25 protein-coding genes are annotated in these 21014 nt (G+C 35.2%); 13 read left to right on the forward strand and 12 right to left on the reverse strand.

Annotated features, from left to right (window positions below):
• The first annotated feature begins 156 nt into the window (after positions 1-156).
• From J0J69_RS00310 to J0J69_RS00330, 5 genes are all read left to right on the forward strand, one after another.
• Positions 157-1449, forward strand: coding sequence for a VanZ family protein (locus tag J0J69_RS00310; protein WP_212725551.1), 1293 nt, complete (start codon positions 157-159; stop codon positions 1447-1449).
• A 118-nt stretch (positions 1450-1567) separates the two neighbouring features.
• On the forward strand, positions 1568-1702 hold the full coding sequence (locus J0J69_RS00315) for a hypothetical protein (protein WP_256637893.1): 135 nt from the start codon (positions 1568-1570) through the stop codon (positions 1700-1702).
• 52 nt (positions 1703-1754) lie between these two features.
• Entirely contained in the window at positions 1755-2255 is a 501-nt protein-coding gene (locus J0J69_RS00320; RefSeq protein ID WP_212725550.1) for an AAA family ATPase, read from the forward strand.
• A 143-nt stretch (positions 2256-2398) separates the two neighbouring features.
• Positions 2399-2824 (forward strand): HTH domain-containing protein, encoded by a 426-nt coding sequence (locus tag J0J69_RS00325; protein ID WP_055305350.1) that lies wholly within the window; start codon positions 2399-2401, stop codon positions 2822-2824.
• A 291-nt stretch (positions 2825-3115) separates the two neighbouring features.
• Positions 3116-3787 carry a M15 family metallopeptidase gene (locus J0J69_RS00330; protein ID WP_237252368.1) on the forward strand — a complete coding sequence of 224 codons (672 nt, stop codon included), beginning with the start codon at positions 3116-3118 and terminating at the stop codon, positions 3785-3787.
• Positions 3788-3819: 32 nt separating this feature from the next.
• On the opposite strand, the gene J0J69_RS00335 is transcribed toward J0J69_RS00330, so the two are convergent.
• Positions 3820-4770: a 4-hydroxy-3-methylbut-2-enyl diphosphate reductase gene (locus J0J69_RS00335; RefSeq protein ID WP_305888110.1), complete on the reverse strand. Its 951-nt coding sequence runs from the start codon at positions 4768-4770 to the stop codon at positions 3820-3822.
• A gap of 194 nt (positions 4771-4964) precedes the next feature.
• Here J0J69_RS00335 and J0J69_RS00340 point away from each other — a divergent pair, with 194 nt between their 5' ends.
• On the forward strand, positions 4965-6266 hold the full coding sequence (locus J0J69_RS00340) for a DEAD/DEAH box helicase (protein WP_055245210.1): 1302 nt from the start codon (positions 4965-4967) through the stop codon (positions 6264-6266).
• Between the two features lie 24 nt (positions 6267-6290).
• The gene (locus J0J69_RS00345; protein ID WP_172676263.1) at positions 6291-7193 is read left to right on the forward strand and encodes a deoxyribonuclease IV; all 903 of its coding nucleotides are present in this window, start codon (positions 6291-6293) and stop codon (positions 7191-7193) included.
• 28 nt (positions 7194-7221) lie between these two features.
• On the opposite strand, the gene J0J69_RS00350 is transcribed toward J0J69_RS00345, so the two are convergent.
• Positions 7222-7488: a hypothetical protein gene (locus J0J69_RS00350; RefSeq protein WP_055276231.1), complete on the reverse strand. Its 267-nt coding sequence runs from the start codon at positions 7486-7488 to the stop codon at positions 7222-7224.
• A 280-nt stretch (positions 7489-7768) separates the two neighbouring features.
• Positions 7769-8857 carry a flavodoxin-dependent (E)-4-hydroxy-3-methylbut-2-enyl-diphosphate synthase gene (gene ispG, locus J0J69_RS00355; RefSeq protein WP_212725549.1) on the reverse strand — a complete coding sequence of 363 codons (1089 nt, stop codon included), beginning with the start codon at positions 8855-8857 and terminating at the stop codon, positions 7769-7771.
• A 130-nt stretch (positions 8858-8987) separates the two neighbouring features.
• Here ispG and J0J69_RS00360 point away from each other — a divergent pair, with 130 nt between their 5' ends.
• The 6 genes from J0J69_RS00360 to J0J69_RS00385 all read left to right on the forward strand — a co-directional run bounded on the left by J0J69_RS00360 (position 8988) and on the right by J0J69_RS00385 (position 15498).
• A complete protein-coding gene (locus J0J69_RS00360) occupies positions 8988-9611 on the forward strand; it encodes a superoxide dismutase (RefSeq protein WP_055276236.1) in 624 nt (207 codons plus the stop codon).
• A 224-nt stretch (positions 9612-9835) separates the two neighbouring features.
• Positions 9836-11980, forward strand: a complete 2145-nt coding sequence (locus J0J69_RS00365) for a peptidoglycan D,D-transpeptidase FtsI family protein (RefSeq protein WP_212725092.1) — start codon at positions 9836-9838, stop codon at positions 11978-11980.
• A gap of 273 nt (positions 11981-12253) precedes the next feature.
• Positions 12254-12403 (forward strand): 50S ribosomal protein L33, encoded by a 150-nt coding sequence (gene rpmG / locus J0J69_RS00370; RefSeq protein ID WP_055242559.1) that lies wholly within the window; start codon positions 12254-12256, stop codon positions 12401-12403.
• 297 nt (positions 12404-12700) lie between these two features.
• Entirely contained in the window at positions 12701-13645 is a 945-nt protein-coding gene (locus J0J69_RS00375; RefSeq protein WP_055242651.1) for an L-lactate dehydrogenase, read from the forward strand.
• A 227-nt stretch (positions 13646-13872) separates the two neighbouring features.
• Complete coding sequence (locus J0J69_RS00380; RefSeq protein ID WP_055242563.1) at positions 13873-14814, forward strand: ROK family glucokinase; 942 nt, start codon at positions 13873-13875, stop codon at positions 14812-14814.
• A 57-nt stretch (positions 14815-14871) separates the two neighbouring features.
• On the forward strand, positions 14872-15498 hold the full coding sequence (locus J0J69_RS00385; RefSeq protein ID WP_212725548.1) for an MBL fold metallo-hydrolase: 627 nt from the start codon (positions 14872-14874) through the stop codon (positions 15496-15498).
• A 76-nt stretch (positions 15499-15574) separates the two neighbouring features.
• Here J0J69_RS00385 and J0J69_RS00390 read toward each other — a convergent pair whose 3' ends face one another.
• Genes J0J69_RS00390 through J0J69_RS00430 form a run of 9 tightly spaced genes read right to left on the reverse strand, consistent with a single transcriptional unit; the run spans position 15575 to position 20996 of the window.
• Positions 15575-16075: a shikimate kinase gene (locus J0J69_RS00390; RefSeq protein ID WP_055242568.1), complete on the reverse strand. Its 501-nt coding sequence runs from the start codon at positions 16073-16075 to the stop codon at positions 15575-15577.
• Between the two features lie 11 nt (positions 16076-16086).
• Positions 16087-16464 (reverse strand): hypothetical protein, encoded by a 378-nt coding sequence (locus J0J69_RS00395; RefSeq protein ID WP_212725547.1) that lies wholly within the window; start codon positions 16462-16464, stop codon positions 16087-16089.
• Entirely contained in the window at positions 16454-17041 is a 588-nt protein-coding gene (locus tag J0J69_RS00400) for a competence type IV pilus minor pilin ComGF (RefSeq protein ID WP_212725546.1), read from the reverse strand. The genes J0J69_RS00395 and J0J69_RS00400 overlap by 11 nt, the downstream gene beginning before the upstream one ends.
• Complete coding sequence (locus J0J69_RS00405; RefSeq protein ID WP_055242575.1) at positions 17010-17321, reverse strand: hypothetical protein; 312 nt, start codon at positions 17319-17321, stop codon at positions 17010-17012. The genes J0J69_RS00400 and J0J69_RS00405 overlap by 32 nt, the downstream gene beginning before the upstream one ends.
• Entirely contained in the window at positions 17308-17757 is a 450-nt protein-coding gene (locus tag J0J69_RS00410) for a prepilin-type N-terminal cleavage/methylation domain-containing protein (RefSeq protein WP_055276255.1), read from the reverse strand. The genes J0J69_RS00405 and J0J69_RS00410 overlap by 14 nt, the downstream gene beginning before the upstream one ends.
• Positions 17757-18032 (reverse strand): competence type IV pilus major pilin ComGC, encoded by a 276-nt coding sequence (locus J0J69_RS00415; RefSeq protein ID WP_055276257.1) that lies wholly within the window; start codon positions 18030-18032, stop codon positions 17757-17759. Before J0J69_RS00415 ends, J0J69_RS00410 begins: the two co-directional genes overlap by 1 nt.
• 23 nt (positions 18033-18055) lie before the next feature.
• Complete coding sequence (locus J0J69_RS00420; RefSeq protein WP_212725545.1) at positions 18056-19084, reverse strand: type II secretion system F family protein; 1029 nt, start codon at positions 19082-19084, stop codon at positions 18056-18058.
• A complete protein-coding gene (locus J0J69_RS00425; RefSeq protein WP_212725556.1) occupies positions 19063-19641 on the reverse strand; it encodes a GspE family protein in 579 nt (192 codons plus the stop codon). The genes J0J69_RS00420 and J0J69_RS00425 overlap by 22 nt, the downstream gene beginning before the upstream one ends.
• Positions 19641-20996 carry a recombinase family protein gene (locus tag J0J69_RS00430; RefSeq protein WP_212725544.1) on the reverse strand — a complete coding sequence of 452 codons (1356 nt, stop codon included), beginning with the start codon at positions 20994-20996 and terminating at the stop codon, positions 19641-19643. Before J0J69_RS00430 ends, J0J69_RS00425 begins: the two co-directional genes overlap by 1 nt.
• Positions 20997-21014 lie beyond the last annotated feature (18 nt).

Here is a 21014-nt window from a genome sequence, read left to right on the forward strand (position 1 = left end):
GAAATTTTTAAAAAGCTTAGAATGAAATTTTCGTTCTAAGCTTTTTTCATAAGGTGAGATAAGAAGTTTGTTTGATTTTTTAGTTTATCGTGTTCATGAAAAATTGAATGTGTTACAATTTATTTTGTTAAAAAATGTAAAATAAAGGGTAGGAAGATGAGAGTTTCAGATATTATAAGATTAGCTCAAGATTATATGGGACTTGCCATTGTTTTAGTTGGAATATTAGGCGTTTGTTTTATTTTAGGGTATTTAGTTATTTATAAGAAAGTTTTTAAAGGGGAAAAACAGTTGTCTAAAGGCAGAGTAGCGTTAATGGCAATTTTTCTTTGCTATTTAATTGTTGTTTTAGGTGCTACTTTAGGAAGAGGAGGGCATTATGATCGACAAGAGATTGATTTTCGTCCTTTTCGAGCGTATTGGGAGGCGTGGAATAATTTTTCACTGGTTGAATGGCGTAATATCATTTTAAATATTTGTATGTTTGTCCCTCTAGGGTTTTTATTACCACTTATGGGAAACATCTTTCAAAACGGATGGATGACTTATTTAACAGGATTTCTATTTTCATTATTCATTGAAGGGGTTCAGCTTATCGCAAAAAGAGGAATTGTTGAAGTGGATGACTTAATTAATAATACCGTGGGGTGTATGATTGGGTATGGAATGGTAATGATGGTGATTGAATTATTTAAGTGGTTTAAGTGTAAAAATCAAAACATATCATTTGTTAAAATGGGGATGATTCAACTACCGCTTGTCATCACACTTGTTGCATTCGGTTTGATTTTTTATTCGTATGATCAGAAAGAATTTGGGAATTTAAGGAGTGCTCCTGTCTTTAAAGTTAATATGTCAAATATTGAGTTAATCACAGACCTTTCTTTTTCAAATGCTGTGACTCAAGCAGCTGTTTATGCTGCAAACGTTGGGACAAAGGCAGACACACGAGAGGTAGCCAATCAATGGTTTTCCTATGTAGGAGCAACGATTGATGACAGTCAAATTGATGTCTATGGTGAGACGATTATTTATTATTCAACCGATCGGGATTATTTGATTTGGGTTGATTTTTTAGGGTTGGCTATTTCGTTTCGGGATTGGACACACTGGGATAGTCCCAAGCAAGCGGGATATACATTAGAAGAAGTGACTGAAATTTTAGGGACATACGGTATTACATTACCTAAGGATGTGATTTTTGTTGATCATAGAGATGGAACTTATACATTAGAAGCGAAAATGGGGGAGGTTAATGGTTATTATTTAGATGGATTTATTGATTGCACGATTACAACTGATGGTTCAATTGAATCGATTAGGAACCATATGATTCAATATGAAGAATATAAAACAGTGGATATCTTATCAGAGGCACAAGCTTTTATGCAGCTGAAAAAGGGAAATGTGAAAGAAGGATACCTTAAGTATTTATATAAGTCCAGATAAGTTTTTTACATCGTAAAAACTTTTAGCTGGACTATAGTCTGCCTTGCACGGCATAACCATCTCATATTTCGGTTGCTGTATTAAATGTAGAAAACATTTCTGTTTGTATTTAGATTTGATGGAGCCGATTGAAGTTAAAGCGGTTAGCTTGCAGTACGAAATGGATTCAAAAGGTTATTATCAGCCAATGTATCATTTTGAGGTTTTAAATCATAATCAAGCAGCATCTATCTGGATTCCAGCTATTCCATAAGGGATTGATTTTAAAGTTAGACTCATGAAATTCTTATTTAAGAAGGGATTCAATGAGAAAAGTCATGATTATAGGTTGTCCTGGTAGTGGGAAAACAACACTAGCTAGAAAACTTTCATGTAAACTGAACTTGCCGCTTGTTCATCTTGATGTGTTGAACTGGCGAGATCATTGGCAACCAGTCTCAACAGAAGAATTTGATGCCTTACTTTTACAGGAAGTCCGAAAAGAAGCATGGATTATTGACGGAAACTATCATCGGACAATTCCACTTAGGTTAGAACAATGTGATACTGTTATTTACTTAGATTATTCGCGAATGACTTGTTTGTTGGGGGTTATTAAACGAGTTCTTAAAGGGTATGGTAAATCGCGACCAGATATGGGAGGAAATTGTCCTGAACGATTTGACTTTAGTTTTTTTAAGTTTGTTTGGGACTTTAACAAAAATAATCGAAAAAACTACTTAGAGATGCTAAGTCATCAAAAAGATAAGACAGTCATTATTTTTCATAATCGAAGAGAATGTTCGGAATTTTTAAGAAAGTTGTAAATCTATAAGAATCATTTATAGAAAGGAAAAAGAAAAGATTAAGATGTCACGATTTGATTCATTTCGATTATACTACTAGTGTAGTGGCAGTTGTCATTTTTATAATGAAATTGCCTTAACTTTGGTGTAAGGACGTGGAGAAGATGAAGGATGAACTCTTTCGTGAACAATTAAAAAGTTTGTTAATAGAGTATCATTTGACACTCGAGGCACTGAGTCATTTAACAAATATCAGTTTACTTTGGTTTACTGAAGTGTTAGAAAAGAAATCAACGTTAAGTGCTTTATCGGATGAACAGCTATTAACACTCAGTTTAACGATTGAAATGTTTAGAGTGGGGATCACAGCGATCAAAGATGATGAACGGGTTTTAACCATTATGAAACTTTTAATCGTTGAATGTGGGCTAAAACTCGAAACCTTTGCTGCATATGCGAACGTTCCTCTAGAAGAGGTTCAACTCTTTTTAGCTCATCCTGAACAAGTTGAGGTTGAAGTTAAGTATCGGTTGGCAGTTAAAGTCATGTTTTTGTTTTCATTGTTCAAAGATTCTATCAGCTTAATTTAATCAAAATCAATGTATAAGTCCAGATAAGTTTTTTACAGCGTAAAAAATAAGTTCTAGTAGTGGAAGATGCCTTTGTATTAAAGTAGTTAGAAAACTAAATACATTTTTATTCTTATATAGACGAGTTATCTTACCCTAAGATAGCTCTTTTTTCTAGTTAGCTTTGAATGGTACTTGTTTTATACATTTTTTTGGTACAAGGGATTAAATGATTTAGCTTATTCTATCATTCATTCCTCATAAAATTGAAAGTTCTGTCGTAAACTGTAAGTAGGAAAGTGAGGGGTACTTATGCTGCTTGAAATGATGGCTAGTCTTTATTTAAATGAGTGTCCATTGTTACAGTCAGGGGTTGATCCTTTCATTTTATTTGAAGTAGGGGAGGAGGAGACAATGAGTTGTTTTCAAGTACTGACGCTACAAGAACAGTATGGTGATTGTTTAGAACAACAAGTTCCATTGGATCCAAGCATCATTACTTATGACGAGTTACGTTATTTAAAGGTTTTACATTTTGGTTATGATGGGCTTTTTCATGTGGGAGAACTTATTGTCAATGTAAAAGTGGCGGACGAAGTTCTCGATATTTTTAAACAACTGTATTTAATGAGATATCCGATTGAGAAATTGCGTGTGATGAGTTGTTATGGGGGCTCTGATGAGCTATCGATGGAAGATAACAATAGCAGTTCGTTTAATTTTCGTCATGTCACGGATGGAGGTAAATTGTCTAATCATGCCTATGGATTGGCGATTGATTTAAATCCGAAAGTGAATCCGTATGTGAAAAATGATTTAGTTTTACCCACAAATGGGCTAGCCTATGTGAATCGAGATCAACATGTACTAGGTATTATTAAAAAGAACGATGCTGTTTATCAACTGTTTACGTCACATGGATGGACGTGGGGAGGCGATTGGACGAGTTTAAAAGACTATCAGCATTTTGAGAAAAAATATTAGAAAGGGGCTATCTCATTTCGAGACAGCCCCTTTTATTTGCGTTTGAATAACACTTTATCACTTGTAATATGTGATGTTGTATTCCATGTACTTGGATCGTTTTTATCATAAGCCTCTAAGAAATCAATCACTTCTTTTGTAATTGGTGTTGGCGTTGAAGCCCCTGCTGTCACAGCAACTGTTTCAACCTCTTTTAACCAGTTTAAGTCAAGATCTTCAAGTGAGGCAATACGATAGGATGGTGTATTAGCACGTTCAATTGAAATTTGTGATAAACGAGCCGTGTTATTACTGTGTGGGTCTCCAACGACAATTGTTAAATCTGCTTCAATAGCTTGAGTTGCCACTGCTTCTTGACGAACTTGTGTCGCATTACAAATTTCTTTAATAAATTGTGCTTGTGGGAATTTTTCTTGGATTTTTTGCGATAATGAATATACATCCCATAAACTCATGGTTGTCTGATTGGTGATGATAATTTTTTCATTATCAAGATTTAATCCTTCTAATTCATTTGCTTTTGAAATGAGATGAATGTGCTCAGGGTCGACACCAAGTGCCCCTTCCGTTTCAGGGTGTCCCTGTTTACCAATGTAAATTACGTCGTACCCTGCGTCGATATGCTCTTTCATTAAGACATGGGTTTTGATGACATCTTTACAGCTAGCATCAATAACTGTTAATCCTTTATCGATTGCTTTTTGTTTAACGGATGGAGAAATTCCATGCGCAGTAAAGATAACAGTCCCAGTATCAATTTGATCTAGTAACTCATCACGTGTTTTTGATTTATCATCAACTGTAATCACGCCTAAATCATCGATGGCTTTTGTGATATGTTCATTGTGAACAATCATCCCTAAAACATAAATTGGACGTGGTAATGTTTCATTCAGTGCTGCATCTTGGACAATATTTAAAGCGCCGATGACACCTGAACAATAACCACGTGGAGCAATTTTAATTACTTTCAATGAACTCACCTCTGCTTTAGATTTGGGTTTATTATATCATATTTCGACGATTATCTCCTAATAATAAAGAATATAGGTTGAATTTGGTCACTCACATTTGGTAAGATAGAATTTGTGCGTCAAAAGGAATTTGCAAAATAATGAGAATTTTGTCGTTAAGATTGATAGAAGTTAGTTATACTAACATTGAAGGAGTGGTATTCATGTCTGTACGTTTTCAAGATTTAAATATAAAACCATATTTAAAGGCAGCTGTTGCTGATTTACATTTTGAAACTTTAACACAAATCCAAGAAGAGGTTATGCCGTTAGCATTAAAAGGAAAAGATATTATCGGTCAATCGCAAACGGGAAGTGGAAAAACACATGCGTTCTTAATTCCAATTTTCCAAGGGTTAGATGAAGAGTTACAACAAGTTCAAGCAGTGATTACAACACCAACACGTGAACTTGCTGAACAAATTTATAATGTGGCAAATCAACTAGCATCATTCAGTGATAAACCAATTAAAATTGCACGTTATGTGGGTGGAACCGATAAACAAAAAACAATTGAAAAATTAGGTACACAGCCACAAATCGTTATCGGAACACCTGGACGTATCAAAGACTTAGCGATTAACGAACGTGTCTTATTAGTTCATACAGCGAAAATGTTTGTTGTCGATGAAGCAGATATGACACTGGAAACAGGGTTTTTAACAGATATTGATCAAATCGCAGGAACAATGGGACGCGGATTACAAATGATGGTTTTCTCAGCAACAATTCCTCAAGCGTTAAAACCATTCTTAAAAAAATATATGACAGCCCCAACGCATGTTCATATTCAACCACGCCAACAAACAGCTGTTAAGATTGAACATATCTTATATCCAACGAAACACCGTAGTCGTGTTAATATCATTGCTAATATTTTAAAGGCATTAAATCCATATTTAGCAATTATTTTCGTCAATACAAAACAAAATGCCACAACAGTTTCAAATGCTTTAATGTCACAAGGATTCCGTGTTGGACAAATTCATGGTGATTTAACACCACGTCAACGTCGTCAAATGATGCAACGTATTCGTAACTTAGAATTCCAATACATTGTGGCTACAGATATTGCGGCACGCGGAATTGATATTGAAGGAGTAAGTCATGTCATCAACTATGAATTACCACAAGATTTAGAGTTCTACATTCACCGTGTTGGACGTACTGCTCGTGGAAACTATGATGGAGTGGCAATCACATTATATGATTCAGCTGAAGAAGAATTATTACAAGAGTTAGAAGCACGTGGAATTGAATTTAACTATAAAGAAGTTAAAAATGGTGAATTAGTGGCTGTTAATGCTCGTAATGCCCGTCAAAAACGTGAGAAAAAAGAAAATGAAATCGATAAGATTGCAAAGTCGAAAGTGCGTAAACCTAAGAAAGTAACGCCAGGATATAAAAAGAAAATGAAAGCTCAAATGGAGCAAGTGAAACGTCAAGAACGCCGTAAGCGTAAATAAGTATTGAAAGTCAGGTGATGAGGGATGTTGAAAATCGGTTCTCATGTTGGGATGGCAGGTAAAGAGATGTTACTTGGGGCTGCAAAAGAAGCAGCTTCATACGGGGCCAACACATTTATGATTTACACGGGGGCTCCACAAAATACACGTCGTAAACCTATTGAAGAATTAAATATTGAAGCGGGATGGCAGTACATGAATGAGCATGGTCTATCGGATATCGTCGTTCATGCGCCATATATTATTAACTTAGCAAATACCGTGAAACCAGAAACTTTTGAATTAGCTGTTGAGTTTTTAGCCAAAGAAATTGAACGTTCTGAAGCCCTTCGTGCGTATACATTAGTTCTTCACCCAGGGGCTCACGTTGGAGCTGGTGTAGAAGTTGGACTTAAAAAAATCGTTGAAGGATTAAATGAAGTGTTAACGAAAGACACAGCAATTACGATTGCGTTAGAAACAATGGCCGGTAAAGGAACAGAGGTTGGACGTAGTTTTGACGAATTAGCTTATATTTTTGATAATGTTGTTCATAATGATAAGCTACGTGTTTGCTTCGATACATGCCACGTTCATGATGCAGGATATGATATTGTGAATGATTTTGCAGGAGTATTAGAATCATTTGATCGTTTAATCGGAAAAAAACAAATTGCAGCATTCCATATTAACGATAGTAAAAATGTGAGCGGAGCGAAAAAAGACCGTCATGAAAATATCGGATTTGGAGAAATCGGATTTGATGCGTTAAAATATATCATGTATCATCCAGATTTCAAAAAAGTACCTAAAATTTTAGAAACACCATATGTGGCTGTAGGTGGAGATTCAAAAGATAAAGTACCACCCTATAAACAAGAGATTGAAATGTTTAGAAAAGGTGAATTTGACCCTCAAAATTTAGATCGTATTTTAGGACGTCTATAATAAGAAAAATAACCATCCAAATGGATGGTTATTTTTTGTTGAAAATGACATTGCGTTTAATGTTCGTAATAAGTTCGTGATATTTTGATATATTGGACGTATTTAGATGAGTACGTAATTGATCGTGGTTTAAGGATAAAGAACTTTCATCGATGACTTCGTTCCAGTAATTGGTTAATATGTAGTGGAAACATTCCAAATCACTAGCATCGATGCGCAAGTCATTTTTAGAATTTAATAAGATTAAATCTTCAATCGTAAGTTGCATTAAGGTAGCTTTTAATAACTCATACATAGCGGTTCCCCCTTTTGCAATAAATGAGCCATACTCATTTATACTATGTATCCTATGACAAAACGTTCTAAAAAATGAGTCGTTTTTTAAAGACAACGGTTACTTCTCTCTATATAAAGTTATTTTTAAAAAATAATATAATAAATATAAAATTATCAAGTTTTAAATCCATTCATGAAAATGTAAGAGAAGAATCAAGAGTCATTAAAACAAAAACAAACCAAAGTACAACAATTATGACTTAAATTATAAAAACGAGGAGTTCATCTCCTCGTTTTTGTTAGTTATGTTGTTGTTCACGTTCTTTAACAAGTAATTGAATTTCTTCAACTAATGTGTCAAACATTTGATCTTCAGGTACTTTACGAATGATTTCTCCATTTTTAATAAGTAATCCTTCACCACGTCCACCAGCAATTCCGATATCAGCATTTTTAGCTTCACCTGGACCATTGACCGCACATCCCATAACGGCCACATGAATATCATGAGGAATCGTTGTTAGGTAGTCTTCTACACGTTGTGCGAGTGGAATTAAGTTATATTGGATACGTCCGCACGTTGGGCATGAAATGAGGGTTGGTGCATTTTTGATTAATCCGAAATTCTTTAAAATTTCACGTGCGACTTTAATTTCTTCGACTGGGTCAGCACTTAATGAGACACGCATCGTATTTCCAATTCCTTGATTTAATAAGATACCAAGACCGATTGAACTTTTAATCGTCCCAGAGAAAACTGTTCCCGCTTCTGTAATTCCTAAGTGTAGTGGATAAGAGAAGGTTTGAGCTGCTAATTCATAAGCTTTAATCGCTAAATCAGTATCTGAGGCTTTTAATGAGATAATAATATCTTCAAATCCAAGTTCTTCTAAAATTTGAACATGGAATTTAGCACTTTCCACCATTCCTTCAGGTGTCGCTTTCCCATACTTTTGTAAAATATTTTTCTCTAGTGAACCTGCATTAACACCAATTCGAATAGCAACTTGTTTAGCCTTAGCTGCTTCAACGACTTGGCGCACTTTTTCCTCATTTCCAATATTACCTGGATTAATGCGAATTTTATCAACGCCTGCTTCAATGGCTATTAACGCTAAACGATAATCAAAATGAATATCTACTACTAATGGAATGGTAATACGTTCTTTAATTTCTTTTAAAGCTTTGGCATCTGTTTCATCTAAACATGCCACTCGAACAAGTTGACACCCAGCTTTAGCTAAGCGGTTAATTTGCTCAACCGTTGCTTCAATATCGTGTGTTTTTGTCGTTGTCATACTTTGAATAATAACTTCATTAGCACCACCAATGTATAATTCTCCAACTTTAACACGTTTTGTATTGTTACGATGTGTGATTATTGACATCGAATTTCACCCCACAATTTAGCTTCTTTTAAGATAAAGTGCCAGATTGGCATATCTTATCTGTATTAATTATATAATAATTCTAAAGTGTTTCAACTATTATACTTAAAATTAAAGGAGGGGGATTAGGATGGCAGGTTATATTTTACCACCATTACCCTATGCTTATAATGCACTAGAACCCATTATTGATGCAAAAACGGTAGAGATTCATTATACGAAGCATCATAAAGCCTATTTAGATAAGTTAAATGAGTTAGTTAAACGTTACCCTTCATTTTTTGAAGGGAAAAGCATTGAAGAGGTGTTAAGTCAACCAGAAGAAATCCCAGCTGATATTCGACAAGATGTGATTAATCAAGGAGGGGGGTATGATAACCATAACTTATACTTTTATAGTTTATCTCCGAATGGGGGAGGAAAACCTTATGGAAAGTTAGCTAAAGAGATTAATCTAACCTTTGGTAGCTTCAATCAATTAAAGCAGCTGCTAAGTCAAGCATCAATCAGTCAATTTGGTTCAGGATATGGGTGGCTTGTTTTAAATAATCAAAAGAAATTACAAGTTGCTAAAACATTAAATCAAAATTCACCATTAAGTGCGGGCTATACTCCTTTATTGAATATAGATGTATGGGAACATGCCTACTATTTAAAATATCAAAATCGTCGTGCTGATTATGTGGATGCTATTTTTGAGATTATTAATTGGGATGAAGTAGAGCGACGTTACGAAGAGGCAATGAATAAATAATGGCTAAAGACTGGTATGAAAAATGACCAGTTTTTTTGATGTTTAATCCTAAAAAAGTGATTAGATAATCATGAGAGTTAAAGTAAAGAAAGAAAGTGATTTTCATTGAAACAATCAATTGAAAATTCATCATACTAAGAATAGTTTTTACACAAAAAATTCAATTGGCCTCTTTTCAATTATGATATAATAAGTGAGAAGTTAGAGTGGAAAGGTGTAGGATCATGATAGATAAGTTTTTAAAACTAATTAAGTCATTAGTTTTTAGGATACATGTGCTAAAGGGTGTTTGCCTTATTTTATTTTTAGTTGTTGTTTTTCGTTTATATGCCATTCAGGTGACGTATTCGGCTGATTATCAAGCCTATATTGATCGAACATCCACTATTGAATTACAAAAAAATGTACCTCGTGGGGTCATTTATGATCGCAATATGGATGTACTCGTTGATAATGAAGCGGTGAGTACGATTACATATCAACGATATTCAGACGTTAGTGAGAGTGAAATGAAAGAAATTGCAAGTCAATTAGCAGATTTAATTGATGTTGACTTCACCAAGTTAACATCACGTGATTTGAAAGACTTATATCTTGAAAAGTTTGAGGATGAAGCGAAAGAATTATATACGAAAGAAGAAGCAAAGACCTTAGAGGATAAAGAGCTTTATCAACTGCAGTTGAGTCGTATCACGGATGAGATGTTAGCCCAGTTAACCGATCATGATAAAGAGACGCATGCGATTTATATTAACATGAAAAAAGGAACGAATTTAACGTCCAATATTATTAAAAAAGGGGCGACAGAAGATGAAGTTGCGATTGTGAGTGAGCACTTAGAAGAAATGCCAGGAGTTAATACAGAGGTGGATTGGGATCGTACTTATCCAAGCGTGGCAGAGTGGCATCCTATTTATGGACGTGTTTCAACCTATGAACAAGGATTACCAGCGACTTTATCTAGTTATTACAAGGCCCATGATTATCAGTCAAATGATCGTGTGGGATTATCACAATTAGAACTTTATTATGAGCCCCTTCTTCGAGGCTATAAATCACAGTATGTCTTAACGAATGAAAATGAGACGTCAAACTATGATGCGATTTATGAAGGTCAACGTGGCTATGAATTAGTATTAACGATTGATGCCGAGTTACAGGCAGCTGTAAATCAAATCGTCAAAGAAGAGTTAATAAATGCGAAAAAAAATTCGTCAACGACGCAATATTTACGTGAAGCTTATATTGTCATGACCAATCCAAATACGGGTGAAATTTTAGCTATGACGGGAAATATTATTGAGTGGGACGAAGAAGCTAAAGATTATAAAATTATCGACAATTCTCTTGGAACTTTCCAAAACTCATTTACGGTGGGATCAGTTGTTAAAGGTGCCAGTTTATTAACAGGATTTAAGTATGGCGATTCATGGCCAGGAAAAACAATCACTGATACTAAGATGTATTTCAAAGGTGGTCTAATTAAAGGATCATGGAAAAATCTTGGAGGGGTTGATGATATAGCTGCCTTAAAGTTTTCAAGTAACGTTTATTTCTTCCAACAAACAATTTCAATGGGCGGATCTTCTTATTCTCCATATATGACCCTTAACCTTGATTTAGACGCTTTTGAGAAATATCGTTCAACGTTTAATGAGTTTGGTTTAGGTGTGAGCACTGGCATTGATTTACCGAATGAATCAACTGGCCTGATAGAGTCTCAACGTACACCAGGGAAGTTACTTGACTTTGCGATTGGACAGGCTGACCTTTATACGCCAATGCAGTTAGTGCAATATGTGTCAACAATTGCGACAAGTGGGAAACGATTTGCACCAACACTTGTTAAAGAAGTCTATTTACCCTCAAATGATGATGTGAGTGGTAAACAACTGGTTAAAGGATTTACGCCTAACTTATTAAATGTCGTTGAGTTAGATCAAACATACTTCAATCGTGTTCATCAAGGTTTTGTTGCAGCGTTGCAACAATCAGGTGGGACAGGATATTCAGTATTTGCAAAAGCAAAATATAATCCCGCGGGAAAAACAGGGACAGCCCAGGAGTATGCACGTGATGAGGAAGGAAAGTATATCAAAGATGCAAATGGAGAATTGATTGATGTTCATAACCGTACGTTAATTGCTTACGCTCCGGCAGATAATCCAGAAGTTGCAATTTCAGTTGTTGTTCCGCAATGTGAACTCCCAAGCCAATCACATCCTATTTCGTTACAAATTGGAGAGCGAGCGATGCAAGCGTATTTTGATTTGAAAAAGGAACGAGCGAATATTCAAAACAATACTGTAGAAACGGACGAGTTAACAGTTCCGGCAGATGAACAAGTTTCTGCTGATGATTCGAACTAAGATTCAATAAAAATATTCACTCAGTATGTATGAGATAGGGAAAAATATCCTATTATATAGAAGAGTTATACTAATATGACAACTATTTTTAAATTAGGTATAAATTAGTTAAAAATAGGACTTGAGCCATGTTCAAGCATTTGTTATAATTTTTACACACAATATTAAACAACAAAGAATCACTTTATAGTACAAAAATGATAAAAAAAACTTTGTTTTTTGTAGTCTCTCATGCTATAATGTAGAAGTTGTTATTAGATTGGAGGGATTTTAGTGCGAGTAAATCTTACATTAAAATGTACAGTTTGCGGTGAAGAAAACTACATTTCTAAGAAAAATAAACGTAATAACCCAGAACGTCTTGAGATGAATAAATACTGCCCACGTTGCCGTAAATCAACTGCTCATCGCGAGAAAAAATAAGGAATACTTCCTTTTTATAAATCCTGTTATTCAACAGGATTTTTTTTATGTAGAGGAGTAATGGAAATCTTAGATGAAAGAAGTTTGTGAAAACGTTAATAATGTTTTTGTTTTATTAAAAAAGCGCTTTTTTTACAATTTTCGATTAATATTGTTTGTGAAAAAATGTATTATGGTATATAATAAAAATGAATTAAGGACACATTTGTTATTAGCACAAATATGGAAGCTGTTGGAGTTAGTGGAAGTTGTATGCAAATTAGTGTGTCAAAAAAACATATATTAGAGGTGACAGTAATGCAAACAGGTGTAAGACGTGTTGTTTTAGTTGGAACTGGATTCGTAGGAATGAGTTTCGCTTACTCAATGTTAAATCAAGGTGGATTAGAAGAGTTCGTTTTAGTCGACGTAAACAAAGATAAAGCTGAAGGGGAAGCAATGGATTTATCTCATGGTTTAGCATTCGCCCCAAATAAAATGGATATCTGGGCTGGAACATATGAAGACTGCAAAACTGCAGATGTTGTAGTTATCACTGCAGGTGCTGCTCAAGCTCCAGGAGAAACTCGTTTAGACTTAGTTGAGAAAAATGCAAAAATCATGCGTGGAATCGTTCGCGAAGTTATGAAATCAGGATTCAACGGAATCTTCGTTATTGCAAGTAACCCAGTAGATGTATTAACTTACGTTGCATGGCAAGAATCAGGATTACCACGTCATCGTGTAATCGGATCAGGAACAACTTTAGATACTGCTCGTTTACGTTATGAAATCGGAAAATACTTAAATGTTGACCCACGTAACGTTCACGGATACATCGTTGGTGAGCACGGAGATACTGAGTTCCCATTATGGTCTCATACAACAGTTGGTGTTCAACCAATCTTAGACGTTGTTGCGAAAAATCCAAAATTCAACAAAGAAGATTTAGAGCAAATCTACGTAAACGTACGTGATGCTGCATATCACATCATTGAACGTAAACGTGCAACTTATTACGGAATCGGTATGGCATTAACTCGTATCGTTAAAGCTATCTTAAGCGACGAAAACAGCTGTTTATCAGTTTCAGCTTACTTAAACGGACAATACGGACAAAATGATGTATTCGTAGGAGTTCCTGCAATCATCAACCGTAACGGAGTTCGTGAAGTATTTGAATTAAACATCACTGAAGAAGAAAAAGAAAAATTAACTAAATCAGTTAATGTATTAAAAGAAACTTTAGCAACTGTTAAATAATTTCTTTTTTCTGTAAGCACTGTGCAAAGCACAGTGCTTTTTCATATATTTTAATTAATATGTAACCGGTTAATATTATAAAATTAAAGGGTTTACAGCTTTTTATTATAATGATATTATGATAAAATGTATGAGAAAAGATTTTGATAAGATTAAAAAGACGGTACAAGAAAGCGTTTGATTTCACTTGACCGATTAGATAGGAAATATAAGGAGGAATTTTGAAAATGAACAAGTATGTATTTGGAATTGATGTTGGTGGGACGACAATTAAATGTGGTTTATTCTCATCAAAAGGTGAAGTGCTAGAGTCGTGGGAAATTGTTACAAATAAAGCGGATAATGGGGATCATATTATTGCTAATATTGCAGAAACAATCCAAGCAAAATGTGAAGAAAAAGGAATTCAAATTGAAGAAGTTGAAGGAGTTGGAGTAGGTGTTCCAGGTCCAGTTGATAACAATGGAGTTGTTAAAGTTGCTGTTAACTTAGGATGGTCAGAGCGTGATGTTAAATCTGAGTTAGAATCATTAGTTAAAGTTCCAGTAGCAGTCGGAAATGACGCGAATGTTGCGGCATTAGGTGAGTTATGGTTAGGAGCTGCAGCAGGTTCACATGATGCCATTATGTTCACTTTAGGAACTGGTGTTGGTGGCGGAGTTATCGTAGATGGTAAAGTCGTTGCCGGTGTTCATGGTGCTGGTGGAGAAATCGGACATTTAGCTGTTGTATTAGAGGATGGAAATCAATGTAACTGTGGTAAAAAAGGATGCTTAGAAACAGTAGCATCAGCGACAGGGATTGTTCGTGAAACTGAAAAGTACTTAGCAGCATGTGATGAAGCTTCTTCATTACGTAGCTTAGAAAAAATCGAAGCAAAAGATGTTTTTGATGCAGCTAAAGCAGGAGATGCAGTTGGATTAAAAATGGTTGATCAATTAGGGCGTTATATCGGTTTAGCAGCTGCTAACTTAGCTGCAACGACAGATCCACAAAAAATTATCATCGGTGGTGGAGTCTCTAAAGCAGGAGATATCTTAATTGATACAATCGTGAAACATTATCAAAACTATGCATTTAGTGCAGTTCGCCAAACAGAGTTCGTTTTAGCCGAGTTAGGAAACGACGCTGGAATCGTTGGTTCAGCTTATTTAGCAAAAACAGTTTAATGAAATAAAAAAGCACCCTTTTTGAGGGTGCTTTAAGTCGTATTAGAGGTGATGAGTGTGAAAGTCTATCCATTAGTTTTAGGACCTGTACAAACGTCTTGTTATATCGTTTCAAATCATGAAAGAGCAGTTGTTGTTGATCCAGCGGCTAATGCTAATCAAATTATTCAATATTTAGGAATGAAAAAATTAAAATTAGAGGCGATTTTTTTAACACATGGACATTTTGATCATATTGGTGCAGTGAATGAGTTAGTAGAAAAATATCAAGTACCAATTTACGCGCATAAAAAGGAAAAAGAATATTTTGAGAAATCTGAAGTGAATTTATCGCCGATGATTTATGAGCGTCTCATTTTAAATCCTGATTTTGAGTATCGTTTTGTAAGTGATGAAGAGAGCATTGAGTGTTTAGAAACAAAAATAAAAGTTTTTCATGTTCCAGGTCATACAACAGGAAGCTTATGCTATTATTTTGAAGAAGATGAGATAGTCTTTACAGGAGATACATTATTTAAGCAGTCAATCGGACGTACTGACTTTATTTACGGAAATCATGAGCAATTAGTGACAGGGATTAGACGTAAATTATTAACGTTGCCAGGACAGACACTTGTTTATCCAGGGCACGGAGAATGTACAACAATTGAGGAAGAATCAAAACATAATCCATTTTTAGCTTAGAACGTCATGCAATCGTTTGATTACATGACTTTTTTTATACTCAGAACATAATAAAAGAAGGATTAATCTCCTTCTTTTATTGATTCATTTGATTTTTAATTTGTTCAACCACCTCTGCTACAGTTAAGTGATCCGTCTTAACCGTTATATGGGCGCAGTCACGATAAAAGTTTTCACGCGCTTTATATAAAGAAGTTAGTTTGGTTTCGATTATCTCATTTTGTAACAAAGGACGATTATTAATATCAAGTCGTTTTATTAGTGTGGTAATCTCAGTTTCTAAAAAAATAACTAGTGTGTGTTCAGTTAATAGTTGGCGATTTTCTTGACGAACGATGATCCCACCTCCGGTAGAGATTACGCCTGGATGATTGATTAGTTGTTGTAGGGCATTTGTTTCACAATCACGAAAATAAGATTCACCTTGTGTTTCGAAAATGGAAGAAATGCTTTGGTGTTTTGTGTTTTCAATATACAAATCGGTATCAACCCACGATAAATTTAAGTCCATTGCTAATTTTTTCCCAATAGTTGTTTTTCCACTTCCCATCATCCCAATTAAGACGATTGGCCTCATGCATCTCACCTCTATTTTAAAAGATATGTTTGTTGCTTTTTATTGTATTCAACAGTTCCTTGTCCTAAATATTCATTATAAAGAAATTTATAGGTCACATCAAGTTTTTCATATCCATTTGAATACGTAAAAGTAGCCGTGGTTCCATTGTGTAAGGTGATTTTTTTTGATGGCATGTTATTGCTTGGGGTAAAATTAGCGTCAGATAATTCGTCTATGATAGTGGCTAGACATTCTTTTTCAAGGATGGATAGTATGAAATGCTGTTGCTCGAGTTCATAAGTCCGAACCTGATTTTCGATTCGATAAGCGAAATGGAGTAGGAGAAGGGCGATAATAAAACTGATAGCCAATGTCAATGGAAGAATCACCCCTTGTTCATTCTTCATCTAATCCCTCCTGGAAAATTTCAATTAATTGTGCTTCATCTAACTTATCCTGTATGGTTTCATTTAAGTTTTCTTTATTTAACTCCTCAGATGCTGTTTCATATGACTCTGTCAATTGTAAGGGGAATAAAGAAGAGGAGAGGTAAATGGTATATTGATTACCATTTGAGCTGTGTAAAGTGAGGGTAACTGATTGGTCATGATGAAGGGTAGTGGTAAGTTTGTCACAGTGATAGAGAGCGACTTCGCCTCCTTTTCCGCCCACTTGACGCATGAGACGATGATTGGAGATGTAATAGGTTGGGACGGTTCCATTGGCTAAGTGAATTTGAAATTGAGAGGACGTATTGGAAAAATGATTGGCACGTTTGGCTTCCTTTTGAAGTTGAGTGCGAAGTACACTAATTTCTTGTTGCGTGACTTGATTTAGATCGACTTGATAGAAGTTAATGAGTGGAAGGAGCTGGGTTATTAAGAGAACGAGTAAGGCGGTGATGGACAATGCGATGAGATGTTCAACGAGTAGAAAGCCGTGATTAGAAAGTTTAAAAACAGATCGTTTTATCAGTAAAATCACCTCGTTTATACGTTGCGCAAAGTTTAGCATCTTTTTGAGTGACGGTATATGAAATAGGGTTAACAAACTCTAGAGGAAAGTCATAGGCAGTTTGATAAAAGAATGATTGATCTTTAAGTTCGTAAAGTTTATAGTAGATGGCTTGTTCTATTTCAAGTTGTTGTTGGATTTGAAGCAAAGTGGGGAGGGTTTTGACTAGCGTGATTCCGATTGTGGTTAAGATAATAAGTCCAACGAGACATTCTGTGAGGATATATCCCTGCTGATTAATTGGCTTCACGAATATCGATTCCTCCTGTTCCAATCGAAAAAACAATATTTTTTTTGAAATGTTCACTTTGAATGGTTATTGTCTTCCCATTCGAGACATGACCGAGGTTATTAAAGGTGAGGTCCGTCGTATTAGCACTCACAGATGGAATACTAATCCCTGGTGGAAATTGACGCTTTATTTTTATTTTGGAGTTATTTTGAATGATGACATAATAGTTTTGTTTATGAAAGATTCGAATGGATAAAGTGCTGCCTTGAATGGGCATCATATTATACTCTCTGACATAATGCAAATCTGATTGAAGGACTGAAGTGGCTTGATTGAGCTTCATATGATCATAAAGCTTGATGAAAGTTGGGGCACTCAAAAGATAAATTATTCCTGTGATAGTTAGAGCCAGAAGGGCTTCAATGAGAGTAAATGCTTTTTGATTGTTAAACATTATTCAAAATCGGGAATAGTATAATCATTACCACAGACTTTTTTTCCATCAGCTTCATTAATCCCCTCATTAGTACTAAGTCCTAAAAGTTTATTTGAGGTTTGTTTAGCCCTCACTGATGATTGGAAAGCTTCGCATCCTGTTTCATTAGCTTTTGTAAGGGCAGCACTTGCCTGTGGGAATGCTAGTACCACTAATATTCCAACGATAATCATGACAATAAGCATTTCAATTAATGTAAATCCTTTTTGATTTTTGTTGATTAATTTTTTCATAAATTTATTCCTCCTAGATTTTATTAGATGAGTTGAGCCATTTGAAAGACGGGTTGTAGCAGGCTCAGATAGATAAGAATGATGATGAAACCAATAAGCATCAAGAAAGTAAATTGAATGATTTTAAAGGTGTTATTTAGCATGGTGGTCAGCATTTGGAGCTCGGATTTTGTATAGTAACCAAGTTCAGTATGAACTTGTCCGATTTGTAAGGCGTGTTTCATGATGATTTTGAAGTAAGGCGTAAAGTAAGGACTTTGATGAAAGACGTCTTCAAGTGAAACACCTGCTTCTAGCTGAGTCTGAAATTCATAAATGATGAGTTGAATCATGGGGATGGTTTCGAAGTTTCTCATCATCAAGAGACTTTCTTTGAGGGGAAGGCCACAGTTTAAGAAGACGAGCCATTGACTGCTAAAGTAATAAGAAAATACTTTTTGAAATAGTTGTCTCAGTAGTGGACAGTGAAATAAGATGTATTTCATCTTCAGTTGAAATCTTTTACCATGCCACTTTAAGGTAAGGAATGCAAAACATCCGATGAGAACAAAGAAAGCGAGTACGATCCCCAAAATGAGAAGAATGGTGTTTAATAGGCTTTGATCACCTTCGATATTAAAACTATTGTAAAAGCTATCAAGTTGAGGAAAGAAAAAGAAATAAACACTGGCCAAAATCACAATCATTAAAGCAAATAAAGAGACAGGATAACGGAGCTTCTTATTCAGCTCAGTTTTGCTTTGAAGATGATAGTCACTATATTGGGCCGACTTTTGTAATCCTTGTAATAAGGATCCTGCTTCTTCACTACACCTGACGATATAGACGATTCTTTTTTCAAAGTGACAAGCTTCTAAGGTAGTGGCAAAAGATTGACCACTGGCACAGCAGTTTAACATAAAATCAACGGCTTCTTTTTTAAAGAGTGAGGTCATGACATCAAGGGCCTGCGCAATAGAAAATCCCTGTTCAAGTAATTGACTGAAGCGGGAAAGAAACTTTTGTTGAGTAGGGAGTGTCCAATAGTGATTTAGCTGACGTGATGTTGACATTCAAATAACTCCTCATCTAGTGTTTTATACGGAAGTGAGCAAAGATTTCCTTGTTGGATTTGTGAGAATAAGTGGTCGAGCTGCTCACCGAAGCAAAGTTCAAAGATGGCTTTTCGTTCATCTTCCTTTTGTATCAGTCGTTGATTAACAACGCCTACGAGTGCCTGTTCGAGTTCTTGCAAAGAAATACCTAAATCGAGTAAGCGAGTTATCGTTCCCATGACATTTTTGGCATGTACCGTTGAGATGACTAGATGACCTGTAAAAGCAGCTCGTAGTGCTTGATGGGCTGTTTGATTATCTCGGATTTCACCGATAATAATAACATCTGGATCATGGCGTAAAATTTCTTTAATCCCAACGTCATAAGTCATTCCCAGGCTTTCATTCACTTGCATTTGGACGATATCAGGTTGTTGATATTCAACCGGATCTTCAATTGTGACGATGCTTTTTCCTAAGTGATGTTTAAGGTAATCAATGAAGGCATAGGTTGTTGTTGTTTTCCCGCTTCCCGTACACGCTCCATTTGAAAACCGAAAAGGGGTAAAAAAAATTAGTTATTCCAAATGATTTTTAAACTCTCGTTAGTTACAATTATTTTTTTTATGAATAGATTGATAATTTCCGTTTGCGTCTCCGTATCGCATTCAAATAGGTTAGGAATACCGTTTTTAATAGCTTTTTGAACTTCTGAAACTTCTGTTATTTCTTGCTGCTTCATTAGAACTTCCTTTTTTTGTTTGTTCAAATCATTTAATTTAGTGTTGAGTAAATCTTTAGATAATCGTTCTTCCATATAAAGATCTAATAGTTTATTTATCTTTCGATCTATTTGATTTAATTGTTTGGTGAAATTAAGTGGTTTAGGTATTTTGATTTCACCGCTCATTTCTAAATTCATGATTCGATTGAAAATTTCATGTTGAAAGTCTGAGCATTTAATTCGTCGATTAAAACATTTACTCTCATAACGTGCGGGGAGTTTACGCCGACGGCATACATAGTTTTGGTAATTTACAATTCTACCTGATGAAGTTGTTTTTGACGCATATTGAATAACATAGTTCTCACCACAACAACTACAAATAATTTTTCCTGTAAATAGCTTTTTTTTAGGTTTACCAAACGAAGCAACCCGATTCTCGTCAAAGATTTGTTGAGCTTGATTGAATAACTCAGTCGATATAATAGGTTCATGACTGCCTTTAAACCATTCCTTTTTAAACGATACCTCTCCGAGATACAATCGATTTTGAAGAATACGAATAATACGATTATGGTTTAATTTTTTAAATCCTTCTTCCTCTAGTTTTTTTCTAGCCGCAGTTGGAGATTTTAGTTTGATAAATTCTTCATACAATCTAAGAATATGTTGCCGTTCTTCCTCAACTACTTTTAAATGTCCAGGTGTTACTTGAATATAGCCATAGGGATTATCCAGTCCGCCTCCAACCCATAACCCTTTTTCTTGAATCATCTTATGTTGACCATCTCGTAAACGTTCAATAATGACTTCACGTTCGAGTTGAGCGAATACAGACATGACCCCGATCATCGCCCGTCCAGAGGGGGTGGAAGTATCAATCGTTTCTGAAAGAGAAATGAACTGGACATTATTTGGTAAAAATATTTTTTCGATTAAATAAAGTGTATCGTGTTGGCTACGGCTTAATCGATCGAGGCGATAAACGATTACGGCATTGATTTTTTTGTGACAAATATCTTTTTGTAATTGTTCTATCGCGGGACGGTTTAAATTAGAACCGCTATAACCTCCATCGATATACTCACTCATTTCGTTCCAACCCTTAGATTTGCAAAATGCCTGCATCCGCTCAAGTTGTAGCGGGATACTGTAATTATCAATCTGTTTCTCTGTTGATACACGAGCATATAATGCTACCTTCATTTTGATTCCTCCAAGTAA

Source organism: Turicibacter bilis, assembly GCF_024499055.1.
GTDB lineage: Bacteria > Bacillota_I > Bacilli_A > MOL361 > Turicibacteraceae > Turicibacter > Turicibacter bilis.

Excerpts from the sequence above, each read along its gene's own strand:
- J0J69_RS00310 (WP_212725551.1), top strand. The coding sequence starts at position 157 with ATGAGAGTTTCAGATATTATAAGATTAGCTCAAGATTATATGGGACTT.
- J0J69_RS00315 (WP_256637893.1), top strand. The coding sequence starts at position 1,568 with ATGGAGCCGATTGAAGTTAAAGCGGTTAGCTTGCAGTACGAAATGGAT.
- J0J69_RS00320 (WP_212725550.1), top strand. The coding sequence starts at position 1,755 with ATGAGAAAAGTCATGATTATAGGTTGTCCTGGTAGTGGGAAAACAACA.
- J0J69_RS00325 (WP_055305350.1), top strand. The coding sequence starts at position 2,399 with ATGAAGGATGAACTCTTTCGTGAACAATTAAAAAGTTTGTTAATAGAG.
- J0J69_RS00330 (WP_237252368.1), top strand. The coding sequence starts at position 3,116 with ATGCTGCTTGAAATGATGGCTAGTCTTTATTTAAATGAGTGTCCATTG.
- J0J69_RS00340 (WP_055245210.1), top strand. The coding sequence starts at position 4,965 with ATGTCTGTACGTTTTCAAGATTTAAATATAAAACCATATTTAAAGGCA.
- J0J69_RS00345 (WP_172676263.1), top strand. The coding sequence starts at position 6,291 with ATGTTGAAAATCGGTTCTCATGTTGGGATGGCAGGTAAAGAGATGTTA.
- J0J69_RS00350 (WP_055276231.1), bottom strand. The coding sequence starts at position 7,488 with ATGTATGAGTTATTAAAAGCTACCTTAATGCAACTTACGATTGAAGAT.
- ispG (WP_212725549.1), bottom strand. The coding sequence starts at position 8,857 with ATGTCAATAATCACACATCGTAACAATACAAAACGTGTTAAAGTTGGA.
- J0J69_RS00360 (WP_055276236.1), top strand. The coding sequence starts at position 8,988 with ATGGCAGGTTATATTTTACCACCATTACCCTATGCTTATAATGCACTA.
- J0J69_RS00365 (WP_212725092.1), top strand. The coding sequence starts at position 9,836 with ATGATAGATAAGTTTTTAAAACTAATTAAGTCATTAGTTTTTAGGATA.
- J0J69_RS00375 (WP_055242651.1), top strand. The coding sequence starts at position 12,701 with ATGCAAACAGGTGTAAGACGTGTTGTTTTAGTTGGAACTGGATTCGTA.
- J0J69_RS00380 (WP_055242563.1), top strand. The coding sequence starts at position 13,873 with ATGAACAAGTATGTATTTGGAATTGATGTTGGTGGGACGACAATTAAA.
- J0J69_RS00390 (WP_055242568.1), bottom strand. The coding sequence starts at position 16,075 with ATGAGGCCAATCGTCTTAATTGGGATGATGGGAAGTGGAAAAACAACT.
- J0J69_RS00395 (WP_212725547.1), bottom strand. The coding sequence starts at position 16,464 with ATGAAGAATGAACAAGGGGTGATTCTTCCATTGACATTGGCTATCAGT.
- J0J69_RS00410 (WP_055276255.1), bottom strand. The coding sequence starts at position 17,757 with ATGTTTAACAATCAAAAAGCATTTACTCTCATTGAAGCCCTTCTGGCT.
- J0J69_RS00415 (WP_055276257.1), bottom strand. The coding sequence starts at position 18,032 with ATGAAAAAATTAATCAACAAAAATCAAAAAGGATTTACATTAATTGAA.
- J0J69_RS00420 (WP_212725545.1), bottom strand. The coding sequence starts at position 19,084 with ATGTCAACATCACGTCAGCTAAATCACTATTGGACACTCCCTACTCAA.
- J0J69_RS00430 (WP_212725544.1), bottom strand. The coding sequence starts at position 20,996 with ATGAAGGTAGCATTATATGCTCGTGTATCAACAGAGAAACAGATTGAT.